The organism is Mycobacterium sp. C31M, assembly GCF_053345865.1.
On sequence record NZ_JBKFAX010000008.1, the window covers coordinates 14,114 to 30,918 of the forward strand.

16 protein-coding genes are annotated in these 16,805 nt (G+C 66.5%); 4 read left to right on the forward strand and 12 right to left on the reverse strand.

Features of this window, described 5'->3' with window-relative positions; translation table 11 throughout:
• Positions 1–47 precede the first annotated feature (47 nt).
• The 3 genes from ACLBYA_RS13500 to fadA6 are packed head-to-tail and all read left to right on the forward strand — an operon-like array spanning position 48 to position 2,021.
• Positions 48–221, forward strand: a complete 174-nt coding sequence (locus tag ACLBYA_RS13500) for a hypothetical protein (RefSeq protein WP_447709925.1) — start codon at positions 48–50, stop codon at positions 219–221.
• Positions 222–264: 43 nt separating this feature from the next.
• On the forward strand, positions 265–861 hold the full coding sequence (kstR2, locus tag ACLBYA_RS13505) for a TetR family transcriptional regulator KstR2 (RefSeq protein WP_447709926.1): 597 nt from the start codon (positions 265–267) through the stop codon (positions 859–861).
• Entirely contained in the window at positions 861–2,021 is a 1,161-nt protein-coding gene (fadA6, locus tag ACLBYA_RS13510; protein ID WP_447709927.1) for a steroid 3-ketoacyl-CoA thiolase FadA6, read from the forward strand. The genes kstR2 and fadA6 overlap by 1 nt, the downstream gene beginning before the upstream one ends.
• Here fadA6 and ACLBYA_RS13515 read toward each other — a convergent pair.
• Together ACLBYA_RS13515 and ACLBYA_RS13520 are read right to left on the reverse strand one after the other, a co-directional pair.
• A complete protein-coding gene (locus ACLBYA_RS13515) occupies positions 2,018–4,720 on the reverse strand; it encodes a molybdopterin-dependent oxidoreductase (protein WP_447709928.1) in 2,703 nt (900 codons plus the stop codon). The two genes, fadA6 and ACLBYA_RS13515, sit on opposite strands and share 4 nt — an antisense overlap.
• Entirely contained in the window at positions 4,717–5,532 is an 816-nt protein-coding gene (locus tag ACLBYA_RS13520; RefSeq protein ID WP_447709929.1) for an FAD binding domain-containing protein, read from the reverse strand. The genes ACLBYA_RS13515 and ACLBYA_RS13520 overlap by 4 nt, the downstream gene beginning before the upstream one ends.
• Positions 5,533–5,616: 84 nt before the next feature.
• Between ACLBYA_RS13520 and ACLBYA_RS13525 the strand changes: the two genes are divergently transcribed.
• On the forward strand, positions 5,617–6,963 hold the full coding sequence (locus tag ACLBYA_RS13525) for a guanine deaminase (protein WP_447709930.1): 1,347 nt from the start codon (positions 5,617–5,619) through the stop codon (positions 6,961–6,963).
• Here the strand turns inward: ACLBYA_RS13525 and hpxO are convergent.
• From hpxO to echA20, 10 genes are all read right to left on the reverse strand, one after another.
• Entirely contained in the window at positions 6,950–8,113 is a 1,164-nt protein-coding gene (hpxO, locus tag ACLBYA_RS13530) for an FAD-dependent urate hydroxylase HpxO (RefSeq protein WP_447709931.1), read from the reverse strand. The two genes, ACLBYA_RS13525 and hpxO, sit on opposite strands and share 14 nt — an antisense overlap.
• Positions 8,114–8,115: 2 nt before the next feature.
• On the reverse strand, positions 8,116–8,433 hold the full coding sequence (uraH, locus tag ACLBYA_RS13535) for a hydroxyisourate hydrolase (RefSeq protein WP_447709932.1): 318 nt from the start codon (positions 8,431–8,433) through the stop codon (positions 8,116–8,118).
• Positions 8,434–8,527: 94 nt separating this feature from the next.
• Positions 8,528–9,034 carry a 2-oxo-4-hydroxy-4-carboxy-5-ureidoimidazoline decarboxylase gene (uraD, locus tag ACLBYA_RS13540; RefSeq protein ID WP_447709933.1) on the reverse strand — a complete coding sequence of 169 codons (507 nt, stop codon included), beginning with the start codon at positions 9,032–9,034 and terminating at the stop codon, positions 8,528–8,530.
• Positions 9,031–10,932: a solute carrier family 23 protein gene (locus tag ACLBYA_RS13545; protein ID WP_447709934.1), complete on the reverse strand. Its 1,902-nt coding sequence runs from the start codon at positions 10,930–10,932 to the stop codon at positions 9,031–9,033. The genes uraD and ACLBYA_RS13545 overlap by 4 nt, the downstream gene beginning before the upstream one ends.
• A gap of 72 nt (positions 10,933–11,004) precedes the next feature.
• Entirely contained in the window at positions 11,005–12,117 is a 1,113-nt protein-coding gene (locus ACLBYA_RS13550; RefSeq protein ID WP_447709935.1) for an NDMA-dependent alcohol dehydrogenase, read from the reverse strand.
• Positions 12,118–12,167: 50 nt separating this feature from the next.
• Positions 12,168–13,280 carry an NDMA-dependent alcohol dehydrogenase gene (locus ACLBYA_RS13555; RefSeq protein ID WP_447709936.1) on the reverse strand — a complete coding sequence of 371 codons (1,113 nt, stop codon included), beginning with the start codon at positions 13,278–13,280 and terminating at the stop codon, positions 12,168–12,170.
• Positions 13,281–13,343: 63 nt separating this feature from the next.
• Entirely contained in the window at positions 13,344–14,417 is a 1,074-nt protein-coding gene (ipdC, locus tag ACLBYA_RS13560; protein ID WP_447709937.1) for a (3aS,4S,5R,7aS)-5-hydroxy-7a-methyl-1-oxo-octahydro-1H-indene-4-carboxyl-CoA dehydrogenase, read from the reverse strand.
• On the reverse strand, positions 14,414–15,160 hold the full coding sequence (gene ipdB / locus ACLBYA_RS13565; protein ID WP_447709938.1) for a cholesterol ring-cleaving hydrolase subunit IpdB: 747 nt from the start codon (positions 15,158–15,160) through the stop codon (positions 14,414–14,416). Before ipdB ends, ipdC begins: the two co-directional genes overlap by 4 nt.
• Positions 15,160–16,029 (reverse strand): cholesterol ring-cleaving hydrolase subunit IpdA, encoded by an 870-nt coding sequence (gene ipdA, locus ACLBYA_RS13570; RefSeq protein WP_447709939.1) that lies wholly within the window; start codon positions 16,027–16,029, stop codon positions 15,160–15,162. Before ipdA ends, ipdB begins: the two co-directional genes overlap by 1 nt.
• Positions 16,026–16,781 (reverse strand): (7aS)-7a-methyl-1,5-dioxo-2,3,5,6,7,7a-hexahydro-1H-indene-carboxyl-CoA hydrolase, encoded by a 756-nt coding sequence (gene echA20 / locus ACLBYA_RS13575; protein WP_447709940.1) that lies wholly within the window; start codon positions 16,779–16,781, stop codon positions 16,026–16,028. Before echA20 ends, ipdA begins: the two co-directional genes overlap by 4 nt.
• Between the last annotated feature and the right edge of the window lie 24 nt (positions 16,782–16,805).

Consider the following 16,805-nt stretch of genomic DNA (forward strand, 5'->3'; position numbering starts at 1 on the left):
GGTGGGGCTCTGCACCTTGCTCCGGGGATCGCATGCTGGACCTGGCCATGCGGTCGGTTCTGTTGCGGACGTGGTTCAACATGCGTCGCCGGCTGGACGCCATCCCGGACGATGAACTGACATCGCAGGTGCGGGCCGAGTTGACCGTCGAACCGGCGCGCTACACGAGATATCAGCGCGAGTATCTCGGCTGGGGAGTCTTCGCGCTGATGCAACGCTGAACCACATTCGACCTAGCAAGTGCTTGGTTGGTACGCTGTCCGAATGACGCAGCCGGCCAGCCGCCGTGACGAGCTCCTGCAGCTCGCCGCGATGATGTTCGCCGAGCGCGGCCTCAAGGCCACCACGGTCCGGGACATCGCCGACTCGGCGGGCATCCTGTCCGGCAGCCTGTACCACCATTTCAGATCCAAGGAAGAAATGGTCTCGGAGATTCTGCGGGACTTCCTTAATTGGCTCTTCGAGCGCTACCAGCAGGTGCTGGCCGACGAGGCCACCCCGCTGGACCGGCTCAAAGGCCTGTTCATGGCTTCCTTCGAGGCGATCGAGCACCGGCATGCCCAGGTCGTCATCTATCAGGATGAGGCCAAGCGGCTCTCCGCGCTGTCCCAGTTCGGGTTCGTCGACGAACGCAACCGCGAGCAGCGCAAGATGTGGCTGGACCTGCTGCAGCAGGGCATCGCCGACGGGACGTTCCGGCCCGATCTGGACGTCGACCTGGTCTACCGGTTCATCCGCGACACCACCTGGGTCTCGGTGCGCTGGTACCAGCCCGGCGGTCCGCTCAGCGCCGAACAGGTTGGCGCCCAATATCTCGCCATCGTGCTCGGTGGCATCACCAACGAGAAGGAGACCCCGTAATGGCTGAGGCGTACGTCATCGATGCCGTCCGCACCGCGATCGGCAAGCGCAACGGATCGCTGGCCGGGGTGCATCCGGTCGACCTCGGCGCGGCCGCCTGGCGCGGACTGTTCGACCGCAACGACGTCGACCCCAGCGCCGTCGACGATGTGATCGCCGGCTGTGTCGACGCCGTCGGTGGGCAGGCCGGCAACATCGCCCGGCTGTCCTGGCTGGCCGCCGGATTCCCCGAAGAGATTCCCGGTGTGACCGTCGACCGCCAGTGCGGATCCAGCCAGCAGGCCATCTCGTTCGGCGCGCAGGCCATCCTGTCCGGCACCGCCGACCTGATCGTGGCCGGCGGCATGCAGAACATGAGCCAGATCCCGATCAGCTCGGCGATGATCGTCGGCAAGGAGTTCGGCCATACCTCGCCCACCAATGAGTCCAAGGGTTGGTTGCACCGCTACGGCGACCAGGAGATCTCCCAGTTCCGCGGTTCGGAACTGATCGCCGAGAAGTGGGGCCTGTCCCGCGAGGACATGGAGCAGTTCGCGCTCACCAGCCACCAGCGCGCCCAGGAGGCCATCCGGGCAGGCTATTTCGAGAACGAGATCATCCCCGTCCAGATCGATGGAGCCGGGTTCCTCACCGACGAGGGCCCGCGCGAGACCACTCTGGAGAAGATGGCCGGCCTCAAGACCCTCGTCGAGGGCGGGCGCCTGACCGCGGCGATGGCCAGTCAGATCGCCGATGGCGCCAGCGCGGTGCTGCTGGCCTCCGAGGACGCGGTCAAGACGCACGGACTGAAGCCGCGCGCCCGCATCCACCACATCAGTGCCCGCGGCGCCGACCCGGTGTACATGCTGACCGGACCCATCCCGGCCACCCACTACGCGCTGCAGAAGACCGGGCTGTCCATCGAGGACATCGACACCGTCGAGATCAACGAGGCGTTCGCTCCCGTCGTACAGGCCTGGCTCAAGGAGACCGGCGCCGACCCCGCCAAGGTCAATCCCAGCGGCGGCGCCATCGCACTCGGCCACCCGCTAGGCGCGACCGGGGCCAAGCTGTTCGCGACCATGCTGAACAACCTGGAGCGCACCGGCGGCCGCTACGGCCTGCAGACGATGTGTGAAGGTGGCGGTACGGCCAACGTCACCATCATCGAACGGCTCTAGGTTTTCGCGGAGTTCAACGCGCGCCACACCCTGGCCGGGGTCATGGGGAGCTGATGCACCCGTGCCCCGGTCGCCCGTGCGATCGCATTCGCCAGCGCCGGGGCGACCGGGTTGTACGGTGACTCGCTCATCGATTTGGCGCCCAGTGGTCCCAGTTCGTCGTAGGTGTCGGCGAAGTACACCTCGGTGACCGGGACATCCGCAAGCTGCGGAATGTGGTAATTGCGTAGCGTTTTGGTGGCGACGGCGCCGTCCGGGCCGATCTGGAGCTCCTCGAACAGCGCCGACCCGATGGCCTGGGCGACACCGCCCTCCACCTGGCCGCGACACTGCTGCGGATTCATCACCACACCGGCATCGGCGGCCTGCACCGACTGCAGAATCCGGACCTCACCGGTTTCGGTGTCGACTGCCACCCGGAAAGCGTGCACGTTGAACGCCACCGACCGCGGCGTGCCATCATGCTTGGCAGTGCCGCGCATCGGGGTCGGCAGTGATCCGAAATCCACCAGCTGCTCACCGCATAACACGCCGTTGCGGCCCAACACACACAGCGACGGTGACGTACCGGTCAGCTCGGCGGCCGCCGTCGTCAGCGCCGTGCGCAGGTTCCGGCTGGCCAGCAGAGTGGCCCGACCGGCGACCACGGTACCGGCGGAGCCAAAGGCGCCGGTGTCGTAACCCGCTGTGGTGGTGTCGGATTGGCGTATCAGGATCCGTTCGGGCACTGTGTTGAGTTCGGTGGCCGCCAGCTGGGTGTGCACCGTGGTGGTGCCGTTGCCGAACTCCGTTGTGCCGACATCGAGGGTGTACACACCGTCGGCGTCGACGGACACGGCTGCCTCGGCGAAGTGGCCACGTGGCGGAATGGTCGCGATCATCGCCACCGCCATCCCTTCGCCGACCGCCCAGCCCTCGGGGGCGGCCACCCCGTTGCCCGACCGCAATGCGGTCTCGGCGAGATCCAGGCATTGGTCGAGTCCGTAGCTGCCGAAGGTCAGATCATCGTCGAGCACATGGGAATCCACGAACTTCTCGCCCGGCACGATGACATTGCGACGACGGAACTCGAACGGATCGATCCCCAGTCGGGCCGCCAGATCGTCCATGGCCGATTCGACGGCGAACATGATCTGGCCCAACCCGTAGCCGCGGAACGCGCCGGACGGCAGATTGTTTGTGTAGACGGCCTGAGCGTCGACCCGCTTGTTCGGGCTGCGGTACACCGCAACGGATTCGCCGCACCCGTGGAACATCACACCGGGGCTGTGGTTGCCGTAGGCACCTGCATCGAGCAGGGCGTCGACGGCCAGCGCGGTGAGGATGCCGTCCGGTCCGGCGGCCACCGTCACGTCGACCCGGAACGGGTGTCGGCAGGGGGCGACGGTGAATTCGTCGGTCCGACTGAACTCGAAGCGGACCGGGACGCCGAGTCGCAGCACCGCCAGCGCCACCAGATCCTCGGCCAGCATCTCCTGCTTACCGCCGAAACCGCCGCCGACACGGCGGGTGAACACCCGCACCGCGTCGGGATCCAGGCCGAAGATGTGGCACAGTTCGTCGCGCACCAGGAACGGGACCTGCGAGCTGGTGCGGATCACCAGTCGGTCCGTCTCATCACGCCAGCCGGTGCACCCGTGTGTCTCCAGATGGGCATGTTGCACGCGCTGGGTCTGCCACCGGCCCCGAATCACCTTGCCCCCAGTGGATTCCGTGGCCGCCACCGCAGCGGCCACATCGCCGACCTCGCCGTGCAGTTCGGCCACCAGATTGCTGGACGGATCGGCGATCCGCGACTCCGGTCCCTTCTCCGGGTGCAGCAACGGGGCGCCGGGTTGGCGTGCTGCATCCGGATCGAACACCGCGGGCAGCGCCACGTAATCGACGACGATTGCCCGGCAGGCCCGCTCGGCGACTCCCAGACTGTCGGCGACCACCGCGGCGACACGTTGACCGACGAACCGCACGGTTTCGTCGAGGATCACAGTGTCATCGGGGTCGTCGTCGCGCAGTTCGTGGCGGGCGGTGGAGAACCGCACGGCCGGGCTGTCCCGGTACGTCAGCACCAGGTGCACACCCGGGATCGATTCGGCCGCAGTGGTATCGATCGACCGGATGCGGGCGTGCGGCAGTGGGCTGGGTAGCACCGCCATGTGCAACAGCCCGGCAGGCGCGTCGTCCATCGTGTATTCCTCGGTGCCCGTCACCACCCGCACCCCGGCGGGAGCGCCGATCGAGCGGCCCACATCGTCACCGGCCGATTTGTCGGTGTTGACCCGTCCGGCGATCGCGTCGGTGATGGCGCGGTAGCCGGTACACCGGCACAGGTTGCCCTTGAGCTGCTGGGGCAGATCGTCCAGTTGGTCCGGCGTCAACGACGCGGCGGTGGTGACCATTCCCGCTGTGCAAAACCCGCACTGGAATCCGGCGGCCTCGACAAAACGCCGTTGTACCGGGTGCAGGTCCGCAGGCGTGCCCAATCCGGCGACGGTCGTGACCGACCGACCGTCGGCGCGGAAGGCCGGGAACACACACGAATGCACGGCGGCGCCGTCCAGCAGGACCGAGCAGGCGCCGCAGTCGCCGGCGTCACAACCCTTCTTGACCTCGAAGTGGCCGTGGTCGCGCAGATAGGTGCGCAGACACTGCCCGGGACGGGGGTCCTTGGTGTAGTCGGCGCCGTTGACGGACAGCCTCACGTCAGCTCACCGCGAATCTGCTCGGCAAGGGTATGGGTCACCGCCCGGCGCCAGTCGGGGTCACCATGGGCGTCGCGGGTGATCGCCGATTCGGGGATCGCGTCCAGTGCCGAGTGCAGCTCGTGCGCGGACGGCAGTGTCGGAAAGCCGAACACGTACGGACGCACCGTCGCGGCCGTCACCGACAGCACGAACCGTCCGTCGGCGTCGCGGCGACCGATCACGACGACCCCGGAGCGGCCCAGTGGGGACGGTGCCAGCTTGCGGAACGCGGTGCGGCAGCGCAGCGCGGCGGCCGGCAGCCACACCGAGCGCAGGACGTCCCCAGGGGCCAGCGCGTTGCGGGCCTCACCGGTGACGAACTCGGTGATGGGCAGCACATAGTCCGAACCGTCGGCCCGCCACACCGTGACCGTCCCGTCCAGCGCGGCGGCCAACGAGATCATCGCCCCGGCGGGAAAGGCCAGGCAGATGTTGCCACCGACGGTCGCGGTACCCCAGATCTTGAACGACGCCAGGAGCGCGCCACAGCATTGCCGGAACAACGGTGCGGCGGCCCACACCGAACGCAAAGTTGTTGACAACTGCGCCAGTTCGGCGAGTGTGCAGGTGGCGGCAAGTTCGATGCCGTGATCGGTCAGGGTGATCGGCGGCCAGCCCAGTCGGGTGATGTCCACCAGGCGTGAAACCTCGGGCTGCGGTTCGGAGAACAGCCAGGTCCCACCGGCCAGGACGGCGTCGGCCGGCCCCAGCGGCCACACCTCGTCGCGGCGGGTCGGTATGTGTACCGCCTCGACAGTGTTGAGGTCCATCTATCGACCGTAGTCTCGCCTGCGTGCGGGCGCAGGTCGAAATGTCGGACTGCGCGGCGGCGAGGACGCTGTGAGAATCGGAGGATGCGTGTCTACCGCGGTCATCTGATCCACATCGCCGGATCGCCGCGTCTGGCCGATGTCGGTGCGCACCTGGTGAATGTGCCCGACGGTGCGCTCGTGGTGGACGAATCCGGGACCATCGGCTACAGCGGAGAGTATCGGCAGGTGCCCGAGCGGTTCGCCGCAGCCGAGGTGGTGGACTGCCGGCCGGGCTTTCTGCTGCCGGGATTCATCGACACCCACATCCACTTTCCACAGACCCACTGCGTCGACTCCTATGGTGGCGGCCAGCTGCTGGACTGGTTGCAACGCTGCATCTTTCCCGCCGAGGCGATGCTGGCCGACCCCGACTACGCCCGCGGGGTGGCCAGGGACTTCTGCCGGCGCCGGGCCGCGGTGGGGACCACGACGGCGTTGGTGTTCGGTTCGGCATTCCCACACGCTCAGGACGCGCTGTTCGCGGAGTCCGGACGAATCGGGCTGCGTACCGTGTCCGGCCGCGGCATCCAGACGGTGGGACCTGATGCCGCGGCTCCGCTGCTCACCGGAGAAGACACAGCAATAGCGCTGACGCACAGCGAGATCGACCGCTGGCATGGTGCCGGGGACGGCCTCATCGGCGTGGCCGTGGTGCCCCGGTTCGCGCTGTCGGTCACCGAGAAAACCCTGGGTGCACTGGGGGAGCTCTACGAGTCGGTGCGTCAACGAGGTGTCTACTTCCACACCCACCTCTCGGAGAATCTCAGCGAGATCGACGCAGTGCGTGGCAGTTACGGTGTCGAGCACTATCTGGACACCTACGACGGACGCTTCGCCGGCGGCGGTCTGTCACTGCTGGGCCCGCGCAGTGTGTTCGCCCACGCCGTGCACTGCACCGACCACGAACTGGGCCGGCTGGCCGAGACGGGCAGTTCCATCGCGCACTGTCCGACCTCGCAGCTGTTTCTCGGTTCGGGCACCATGCCGTGGCGGCGCACCACCGCTGGCGGTGTGAACGTGGCACTGGGTACCGATGTGTCCGCCGGCGACGAATGGTTGATACCGCGGGTGCTCAACGACTGTTTCAAGGTGCACATCAGTGAACCTGGGGCCGAGGCACTTTCGATCCCTCCGGCGGATCTGCTGTTCACCGCGACGCTTGCCGGGGCGCGGGCGCTGGATCTCGACGACCGGATCGGGAATCTCGATGTCGGTAAGGAGGCCGATTTTGTGGTGATCGATCCGCAGCGGCAGTCGCTGCTACCGGAGCTGTTGGGCCGCATCGGCGCCCACGATGCCGATCGGCTGCTGTTCACGCTGTTGATGGGCATGCGGGAGGACGCGGTCGATCAAGTCTACGTCCGGGGCAGGATGATCACGCCGGGGTGAGCGGCCCGCCCAGGATGTTGCCGACGATCCCGCGAATGATGTTGGTGCCGTCCTCGGTTCGCAGCTCGTCGTACCACTGGGCGGTCGCCTGCGGGTCCTTGGCATGGGTGACATCACAGCGTCGGCGGGCCCGCAGCACGAGATCGCCGGCCCGTTCGGTGCGGGCGGCCTGATAGGCGGCCAGGGCGGCGTGCACGTCATCCGGGTTGTCCTTGAACGCCCATTGCAGGGCGATGGCGTCTTCCATGGCAGAACAGCCGCCCTGCCCGATATCCGGGGTGGTGTTGTGCGCGGCATCACCGAGCACCGCGACCCGCCCCTTGACCCAGGTGTGGAACGGGTCGAGGTCCAGGATCTCCACCCGGTTGGTGGTCTGCGGGTCCAGCGTGTCGATCAGCTTCTGCACACCCGGGGCCCAGCCCTGAAAATGCCCGCGCAGTACCTCCCGGGCGCTGCCCCGCTCATACGGCAGGCCCTCGGGCTCCACCACGTCGAAGAAGAAATAGAACCGTCCGCCCGCCACCGGCATCACCGAAACCCGTTTACCGTCACCGACATAGGTGGTCCATTCGGTGGCTGGTCCGATCTCCTCGTCGGTGTCCACCAGGCCGTTGAAGTTGACATAGCCGGCGTAGCGCCGGGTCACCGGGCCGCCGAGGACGTACTCGCGGGTGATCGAACTCGCCCCGTCGGCGCCGATGATGACATCGGCGGTGACCGTCGTCCCGTCGGCGAAGGTGGCGGTGGCTTGTTCCGGCCCGTCGGACACATCGACCATCTTCATACCGAAGTTGATGTTGTCGAGGCCGTAGGCCTTCATCAGCATCAGCTGTAGTTCGGCCCGGGCGATCGGGTAGGGCCGCTGGCCGACCTGGTCGATCAACGGTTGCATGGAGAACCGGCACATGGTGTCGCCGGTGTGCGCATCGACATAACTCATGGTCTCGACGATGCCGCCCAGCTGCGCAGTCTCCTCCTGTAGACCAAGGTAATTCAGGCATTTCACGCCGTTGGACCACACCGAGATGGCCGCACCCACCGGCTTGTTCTCGGTGACCCGCTCGTAGACGGCGGTGTCGATCCCGATCTGCCGCAGGGCGATTGCCGCGCTCATCCCGCCCATCCCGGCACCGATGATGACGACCTTCACATTCAGCTCCCTCGGTAGGTGGAGTAGGCGTACGGGGACAACAGCAGCGGCACGTGGTAGTGCCCGGCCAGCTCGGTGATCTCGAAGGCGATGACCACCTCCGGGTAGAACCCCTTCACACCCTCGGCCGCGAAATAGGTGCCGGTGTCGAAGTGCAGCTTGTAGATCCCGACGGCCAGCTCGCCGCCGAGTCCGCTGATACGCCCATCGGTATCGGTCAGGCCGTCGGCCACCACGGTGCCCGCCGCGGTCAAGGTCACGACGACACCGACCGCGGGCTTACCTGTCGAGGCATCGAGGACATGGGTGGAAAGTGTCATGACATCAGCCTGCCAACGTCGGCGCCCGGACCGGTGGATCTACGGGTCTTTCTGCGCGTCCACCACTCCATCAGCAGGGTGCTGTATCGAACAGTCACGTCGGCTCACTCAACAGTCGCTCCAGGCGTAATCGGTTGATCTTGGCCAGTTCGTTGCGCATCACCCGACGCTCGGTCTCGGCGTCGTTGTGCAGCCGGTCGGTCAGGATGGCCAGCAGTTCGTCGGCCGACCGTCCACTGGCGCACACCAGGTAGACATAACCGAACCGCTCCTCGTACTCACGGTTCTTCGCCGCCAGTGCGGCCTTCACCGAATCGTCCGCCGACGCGACGCGCGCCTGCTCACGGGCCGACGAGGGACTGTCGGTCGCCGAAACCGAAGCGCCGATCCGCGGGTGGCCGTCCAACGCGGCGTCGATCTCGGCGTCGGGTAGTTCGGCGAGCACCCGGTCGGCGCGATCGTAGAGCGCGTCGGCATCCCGGAACGGGGAACCGGCGACCACCCGGCGTGCCCAGATCGTCGACGAGCACACCTCGAAGAGCAGATGCATCCGTTGACGTTCGGAGAGTGCGTTGAAGCTGCTGAGCCCGATCGATTTCACGAGAGCTCGTTGAGCCTGCCGAACCGGGCCGCCGCAATGGGGTTGGCATCGGCGACCAGATCGGTGAACCGATAGTTGGCGATCTTGGCCACCTCGATCAGGGCATACGCCTTCTCGGTGGCCGCCGAGTTGTCCATCCGGGACCAGCCGTTGCGTAGTACCCGGTCGAAACGCTCGGTCTCCCGGGCGCAGATGATCAACGGGAATCCGAAGTGTTCGCGGTAGGCCGCCGCCAGGTTCACCACATCCTGATGATCCTCTTCGTCCAGGTTGCTCAGCGCCACATGGTCGGCCGCGAGCACCTGCCCGGTCTCATCTTCGGCGCCGAGATCGTGGAACGCGTCCAGTAGTTCGGTCTGCTGCTCGGAATTGCCGGTCAGCACCGCGTCCTGGAATGCCTCGCGTAGCGCGGTGGTATCGGCGAACGGACGCTGGTCGAAGGCACGGTCGGCGGCCCACGAGACCCCCTGCACCACATGCCCGAAGACCTCGGTGAACCGCTCGCGGGTCATGGTGTTGACCTCGTCGAGGGTGATCGAACCCGAGCCCGCGACGCGCGGGCCCTTCTTGCCGAGGTGGAAGAAGACGATGTTCAGCACGATCGCGGTGATAGCCCCGGTGCTGATACCGCTGCCGAACAGGATGTCCAGGCCGGCGGGCAGCTGCGAGGAGATGTCCGGGTATGAGGTGACCAGCAGGGCCAGCGCCAGGCTGGTGGTGACGATGATGACGTTGCGGTGGTCGGTGAAGTCGACCTTGCCCAGGGTCTGGATGCCGACGACGGCCACGGTGGCGAACAGGGTCAGCGCCGCGCCACCGAGCACCGGGTTCGGGATGGACGCGACGATGGCGGCGACCTTGGGCAGGAAGCCGAGCAGGATCATGATCACGCCGGCGGCGGCCACCACCCAGCGGCTCTTGATGCCGGTGAGGCGCACCAGGCCGACGTTCTCGGAGAACGCAGTGTAGGGGAACGAGTTGAAGATGCCGCCGATTGTGGTGGCCACCCCGTCGGCGCGCAGGACGTTGCCGATATCGGCCGGCCGGACCCGCTTGCCGACGATCTCGCCGGTGGCGATGGTGCTGCCGGTGGATTCCACCGCGATGATCATCATCACGATGATCATGGTGATGATCGCGACGATGTCGAACTTGGGCATACCGAACGCGAACGGTGGGGTGAAGCCGAACATCGAGGCCTGGCCCACCCGGTCGAAGTTCATGTCGCCCAGCGCATATGCCACCGCGCAGCCGGCCACCAGACCGAGCAGCACCGCGATGGTGGACATGAACCCGCGGAAGAAGCGCTGGATCGCGACGATCACCACGATGGTGCCCAGCGCGTAGAGCACCCAGCGCAGGTTGGTCGGATCGGGTTCATGCGTCGCGGGATTGGTGACCGCGTCGAGCGCGCCGATGGGCACCAGGCACAGACCGATGATGGTGATCAGCGTGCCGGTGACGACCGGTGGGAAGAACTTCAGCAGCCGGACGAACACCGGGGCGATCAGGAAGGTGAAGACACCGGCGACGATCACCGCGCCGTAGACGTAGAGCAAGCTTTCGGTGCCGCCGCCGTGGGCCAGGCCGATCGCGATGATCGGTGCGACACCGGCGAAGGTGACGCCCTGCAGCAGCGGGAGTCGCACACCGACGTTCTTGAACCCGACCGCCTGGATGATCGAGGCGATGCCGCAGGTGAACAGGTCCGCCGTGATGAGCATGACCAGTTCTTCACTCGACAGCCCGATCGCATTGGCGATGAGGATCGGTACCAGCACCGCGCCGGCGTAGAACGCGACGACGTGCTGGAAGCCGTAGGTGGCCAACTTGGGAAGGGGGAGCACCTCGTCGACGGGGTGCACGCGCTTCTTCGAGCTCTTGGTCGGTGCCGACATGCGGTAAGAATCTGACACCTGTGCTTATTTCCCGTGTCGCGCAGGTTTCGTTGACGTTGCGACGCAGGCGGGTCAGTGGTCGTGCAGGATGACCCCGCGGATGTTGCGGCCCGCCAGCATGTCGTCGAAGGCGATGTTGATATCGCCGAGCTTGTACTCGGTGGTCACCGACTGGTCGAGCAACAGCTGCCCGTCCCGGTACAGGCTGAGCAGCTTGGGGATGTCGGCCCGTGGATTGGCCTCGCCGTACAGGCTGCCCAGCAATCGCTTCTGGAACAGGGTGAACATCGCCATCGGTAGCGTCGGAGTGATATCGGTCATCGATGCGATGCCGGTGAGCACCACCGCGCCGCCCTTGCGGATCATGTCCAGGGCCGCCCCGATCATCTGCCCCTCGACGAGACCGACGGTCAGGATGGCCGAGTCGGCCATCACCCCTCGGGTCAGTTCGGCGGCCAGTGCGGTGGCCTCCTCGAATGAGGTGACAAAATGGGTGGCGCCCAGTTCGATTGCCTTGAAATGCTTTTCGGCCACCAGGTCGACGGCGATGATGTGGGCGGCCCCGGCGATGCGGGCGCCCTGGATGGCTCCGGCGCCGACGCCGCCGACTCCGATCACGATGACGGTGTCACCGGGGGCGACCTTGGCGGTGTTGACCGCGGACCCCCATCCGGTGGTGATACCGCAGCCCAGTAGGCAGGCGCGATTCAGTGGTAGGTCATCGTCGATCTTGACCAGTGAGGCGTCCGAGACCACTCCGTACTGGGCGAAGGTTCCCAGCAGCAAGGCCACGTAGATGCCCTGATCGCCGATATGTCTGCGGAAGGTGCCGTCCAACTGGGTGCCCGCCAACAACATCGCGCCGAGATCGCAGAGGTTCTGCTGTCCGCTGGCGCACCACCGGCACTTGCCGCAGGCGGGCAGGAAGGAGGCGACGACATGGTCGCCGGGTTTGAGGTCGCGGACGCCCGGGCCGACCTCCTGCACGATGCCTGCGCCCTCGTGTCCGCCGATGACCGGGAACGGCACCGGGAAATCGCCGGTGCGCGGATGGTGGTCGGAGTGGCACAGGCCGGTGGCCTCAAAGGAGACCAGCACCTCACCCTCCTGGGGTGGGTCGAGGTCGACCTGCTCGATACTCCAGTCGCCGTTGATCTCGGAGAGGACCGCCGCATCCATTTTCATGGCCCCAACCTAAGAGTTGGTCGGGAGCTGGGTCAGGTGAATGTGCGAAATCAATGGTCGTGCACGATGACGCCGCGGACATTGCGGCCGTCGCGCATGTCCGCGTACCCCTGATTGACCTCGCCCAGCTTGTACTCGTGGGTGACCGTCTCTTCGAGCAGGAGTTTGCCGTCGCGGTACAGGTCCAACAGACGGTGAATATCGTTGCGCGGGTTGGCTTCGCCGTACAGGCTGCCCAGCAGCCGCTTCTGGAACAGGGTGAAGAACATCAGCGGCAGCTCCGTGGTCAGCTCGGTCATCGCGGCGATCGCGGTGACCACCACCGCCCCGCCCTTGCTGACGAGGTCCAGTGCCTGGTTGATCATCGATCCCTGCAGCAGCCCCACGGCCAGGATCGCCGAATCAGCCATCACGCCGCGGGTGAGCTGGCCGACGACCTCGACGGCCTCGGCCACGGTACCGACAAAATGGGTCGCCCCGAACCGGAGCGCGGTCTCGCGTTTGCTCTCCAGCACTTCGACGACGACGATGTGTTCGGCACCGGCCAGTCGGGCGCCCTGGACGGCGCCGCTGCCGATACCGCCGAAGCCGATCACCACGACGGTGTCGCCGGGGCGGACATCGGCGGTGTTGACCGCAGAGCCCCACCCGGTGGTGACACCGCAGCCCAACAGGCAGGCCCGGGACAGCGGGATATCGTCGTCGATCTTGACCATCGACGAGTCAGACACCGTGCTCAACTCGGCGAAGGTACCCAGCCCGGCCATCACACCGACCTCGGTGCCACGCGCGCGACGGCGGTAGCTGCCGTCGAGTTGCAGACCGGTCATGGTCATCGCGCCCTGGTCGCACAGGTTCTGCCGGCCGCGGGCGCACCACCGGCAGCGGCCGCATGCCGGGAGGAACGACGCGACGACATGGTCGCCGGGTTTGAGGTCGCGGACGCCCGGGCCGACCTCCTGTACCACGCCGGCCCCCTCGTGCCCGCCGATCAGCGGCAGCGGTGCCGGCAGATCACCGGTGCGGACGTGTTCGTCGGAATGGCACAGCCCGGTGGCCTCAAAGGCCACCAGGACCTCACCCTCCTGCGGACCGTCGAGATCGATCTCCTCGACGGTCCAGTCGGCGCCGTACTCCCACAGGATGGCCGCATTGGACTTCATGGGGTGAGCGTAGAAGAGTCGAAAGCCTTACTGTCGCCATTTCGGGAACATCGTCGGGGAGCGTCAGTCGGCGATGTGACCCGACGCTTCACGCAGATGCGCGACGGCCTCGTCGACGATCCGCGGGACCAGTTCGGCGCAGCTCGGCAGATCCTGCAGGACGCCGGCCACTTGACCGGATGCCAGCACACCGGCCTCGGTATTGCCCTCGACCAAACCGGCCTTGAGCAGCATCGGGGTGTTGGCGGCCATCACGACCTGCGACCAGGTGAGGTCCTTGCCGTGCCGCATGGCCAGACCGTCTTTGACCATCGAGCGCCACGACATCTGGGACAGCTTCTTGAACTTCTGGGCATTACCCACGGCGGCGGCGAAACCGCGCACCGGGGAGCCGCTTTCGAGCTTCTCCACCAGACCGGTGCGCAGAACGCGGTGCGGCATACCGTCGACGCGGGTCGACACCACGGTGCCGTCCAGTGCCGCCTGCAGGTAGCGCTGCTTGACGGCATCGGGCACCGTCGAATCCGAGGTGAGCAGGAAGCGGGTCCCCATCGCCACGCCGGCGGCACCGTAGGACAGGGCCGCGGCCAGACCCCGGCCGTCGAAGAACCCACCCGCGGCGATGACCGGCATCCCGGTGTCGGCGACCGCGTCGAGCACCGAGGGCAGCAGCAGCGTGGTGGCGATCGGGCCGGTGTGGCCACCGCCTTCACCGCCCTGCACGATCACCGCATCCGCACCCCAGCCCGCGACCTTCTTGGCGTGCTTGGCCAGTCCGACCGATGGAATGACCACCACGCCTGCGTCTTTGAGCTTGGCGATCAGGTCGGGCTTGGGAGCCAGGGCGAAGGAGGCGACTTTGACCCCTTCGCGGATCAGGAGGTCGACACGTTCGTTCGCGTCGCCGGCGTCGGCACGGATGTTGATGCCGAACGGTTTGTCGGTCGCGGCCTTGACCTTGGTGACCGCCGTCGCCAGTTCGGCCAGTGTCATGGTCGCCGAGGCCAGGATGCCCAGACCGCCGGCGTTGGACGTCGCAGCGACCAGTCGCGCGCCGGCGACCCAGCCCATCCCGGTCTGCACGACGGGGTGCTCGATGCCGACCAGTTCGGTCAGTGGAGTCCTGAGGGTGCTCATACCCTGACTTCTTTGTCGCGCAGTGACTTCGGATCGATGACTTCGCGCAGCAGCCGCTGTTCCTCCGCGTTCGGCAGTCGCGTGGTCTCGGCGGTGTCCAGCCCGTGTACTTCGAAGCTGGTGTTCTCGGCGACCAGGTCGGCCTCGACACCGGGATGCAGGGATACCGCCCGCATCTGGTGGTCGGGGCCGTTGAAGTCGAACACCCCGAGGTTGGACACCACGCGGTAGACGTCGGCGAACCGGTAGGCGGGATTGGCGGGATCGATCTTGTCCCAACCGATCCCGGAGACGATGTCCACCTTGTCGGTGAACACCCGCGTGGAATGGTTGCCGACGAAGTAGCTGGTGGGGTGGTTGATGGAGTTGCCGGGCGCGCCGCGCACGCCGAACATCTGCCGGGTCGGGTGCTGGATCGGACCGAACGCCGACAGGTTCTGGTTGCCGTACCGGTCGATCTGGTTGGCGCCCATCACGACATGGCGACGGCCCCAGGACAGCGTTTCGAAGACCCGGTTGAACGGCATCCAGCCCTCGATCGCCGCCGGCGCGCCGATGGCCGGGGTATCGGCGATGATGCGTGCCTCACCGTCGGTCAGCACGATATCGGGGGAGAACGTGAGGCGGGCCAGTCGCGCACCGATCTGCACGATCGTCGTCATCGGCGACACCATGATCTCGCCGGCGTCGCGGAACAGTTCGGCGCACGCGACGGCGCACACCTCGGCACGGGTCACCGACATCACTGGGCACCTTCCTCTGCGAACTTGCGTACCGCCGCTTGGTAATCGGCCTCGCTGCCGGACAGATAGGTCTTCACGAACTCGGCCCAGGTCTCGTCCGATCCGGCGGCCTCGGCATAGTGGCGCTGGAACTTCTCGTCACGTTTGTAATCGGGTTCGTTCGTGGTGAAGTGTGCGCCGTTCGGCGCCTCGACCACCGTGTCCACCATCATCCGATTGATCAGCTGTTGTTGCGGGACGGTAGATTTCACCAGTTCCTCGGTGGACACCACCTTCTCGACACTCAGGAAGCGCTGCTGCGCCGACATCAGGAACAGGTCGTCGAAGTACGGATCGATGCCGGTGTAGGCGGCGTTGCCCTTGGCATCACCGAGATTCATGTGCACAAACGCCGCATCCAGGTTGAGCGCGGGCATCGCGATGAGTTCCTGATCGTCGTAAGGGGACTTCACCGTCTTGAGTTCGTCACCCCAGAAGGTGCGGACATCGCTGCCCAGCCCGGCGCGGATCGGCAGGAACGGAAGCCGCCCGGCCGCAGCCTGCAGGCCGCAGCGCAGCATGCCCTCGTCCATCTCGCGGGCCTCGATGGCGCCGGTGGTCCGGGCCTTGGCGAACCACGGATCGTAGAACGGCGGGGAATCCAGCGAGACAAAGCCGTAGTAGACGCGCTTGACCTTGCCCGCCGAACAGAGCAGACCCAGATCCGGTCCGCCGTAGCTGACCACGGTCAGGTCGGTGACATCGGTGCGCAGCAGCGCCCGGACGAAGGCCATCGGCTTACGCCGCGAACCCCAACCGCCGATACCGATGGTCATCCCGCTCTCGATCGGGGCGACGGCCTCGTCCAGCGTTGTCCTCTTGTCTGTCATTTGGACCCCTTCTCGGTGCCTGCGAACGCATCGCGGTGTTCGTCGGACACGCCGGCGAGGTTGAGCTCGAAGGTGAAGCCCTGCTCCATTCGGTACCGGGCATTGACCGGTTGGACGTCGATGAAGTTCAGCGCTTCCTTGGCCGCCCGGATCACCCGGGTGTCCTTGCCTGCGATATCGCGGGCCACCCGCAGCGCGGACTCGTCGAGATCGGCGCGTGGCACCACCTCGTGCACCGAGCCGAAGTGGTGCAGGGTCTCGGCGGGCACGGTGGCGGCGGTGAAGAACAGTCGCCGCATCAGGTGCTGCGGGACCAGTCGGGACAGGTGGGTGGCGGCACCCAGGGCGCCGCGCTCGACCTCGGGCAGGCCGAACTTGGCATCATCGGAGGCGACGATGACATCGGCATTGCCGACCAGGCCGATCCCGCCGCCGACGCAGAATCCGTTGACCGCCGCGATGACCGGCACCTCACACTCGTAGACGGCGCGGAACGCGTGGTAGCAGCCGCGGTTGGCGTCGATGAGTGCGGTGAAGCCCTCGGTGTTCTGCATTTCCTTGATGTCCACACCGGCGTTGAAACCGCGGCCCTCGGCTCGCAGGATCACCACGTGAGTGCTGCGGTCGCGGCCGGCAGCGGTGATGGCGTCGCCGAGTTCGAACCAACCGGCCGACGGGATGGCGTTGACGGGCGGGTAGTTGACGGTGACCGAGACGATGCCCGGTTCGACTGTCGTGGTGGTGATCGTCATCGAGTCACTTCCTGATGGGGTCGC

What these genes read in the sequence shown, in the direction of transcription:
- ACLBYA_RS13500 (WP_447709925.1), top strand. Translation starts at nt 48, where the DNA reads ATGCGGTCGGTTCTGTTGCGGACGTGGTTCAACATGCGTCGCCGGCTG.
- kstR2 (WP_447709926.1), top strand. Translation starts at nt 265, where the DNA reads ATGACGCAGCCGGCCAGCCGCCGTGACGAGCTCCTGCAGCTCGCCGCG.
- fadA6 (WP_447709927.1), top strand. Translation starts at nt 861, where the DNA reads ATGGCTGAGGCGTACGTCATCGATGCCGTCCGCACCGCGATCGGCAAG.
- ACLBYA_RS13520 (WP_447709929.1), bottom strand. Translation starts at nt 5,532, where the DNA reads ATGGACCTCAACACTGTCGAGGCGGTACACATACCGACCCGCCGCGAC.
- ACLBYA_RS13525 (WP_447709930.1), top strand. Translation starts at nt 5,617, where the DNA reads ATGCGTGTCTACCGCGGTCATCTGATCCACATCGCCGGATCGCCGCGT.
- uraH (WP_447709932.1), bottom strand. Translation starts at nt 8,433, where the DNA reads ATGACACTTTCCACCCATGTCCTCGATGCCTCGACAGGTAAGCCCGCG.
- ACLBYA_RS13545 (WP_447709934.1), bottom strand. Translation starts at nt 10,932, where the DNA reads ATGTCGGCACCGACCAAGAGCTCGAAGAAGCGCGTGCACCCCGTCGAC.
- ACLBYA_RS13550 (WP_447709935.1), bottom strand. Translation starts at nt 12,117, where the DNA reads ATGAAAATGGATGCGGCGGTCCTCTCCGAGATCAACGGCGACTGGAGT.
- ACLBYA_RS13555 (WP_447709936.1), bottom strand. Translation starts at nt 13,280, where the DNA reads ATGAAGTCCAATGCGGCCATCCTGTGGGAGTACGGCGCCGACTGGACC.
- ipdC (WP_447709937.1), bottom strand. Translation starts at nt 14,417, where the DNA reads ATGAGCACCCTCAGGACTCCACTGACCGAACTGGTCGGCATCGAGCAC.
- ipdB (WP_447709938.1), bottom strand. Translation starts at nt 15,160, where the DNA reads ATGTCGGTGACCCGTGCCGAGGTGTGCGCCGTCGCGTGCGCCGAACTG.
- ipdA (WP_447709939.1), bottom strand. Translation starts at nt 16,029, where the DNA reads ATGACAGACAAGAGGACAACGCTGGACGAGGCCGTCGCCCCGATCGAG.
- echA20 (WP_447709940.1), bottom strand. Translation starts at nt 16,781, where the DNA reads ATGACGATCACCACCACGACAGTCGAACCGGGCATCGTCTCGGTCACC.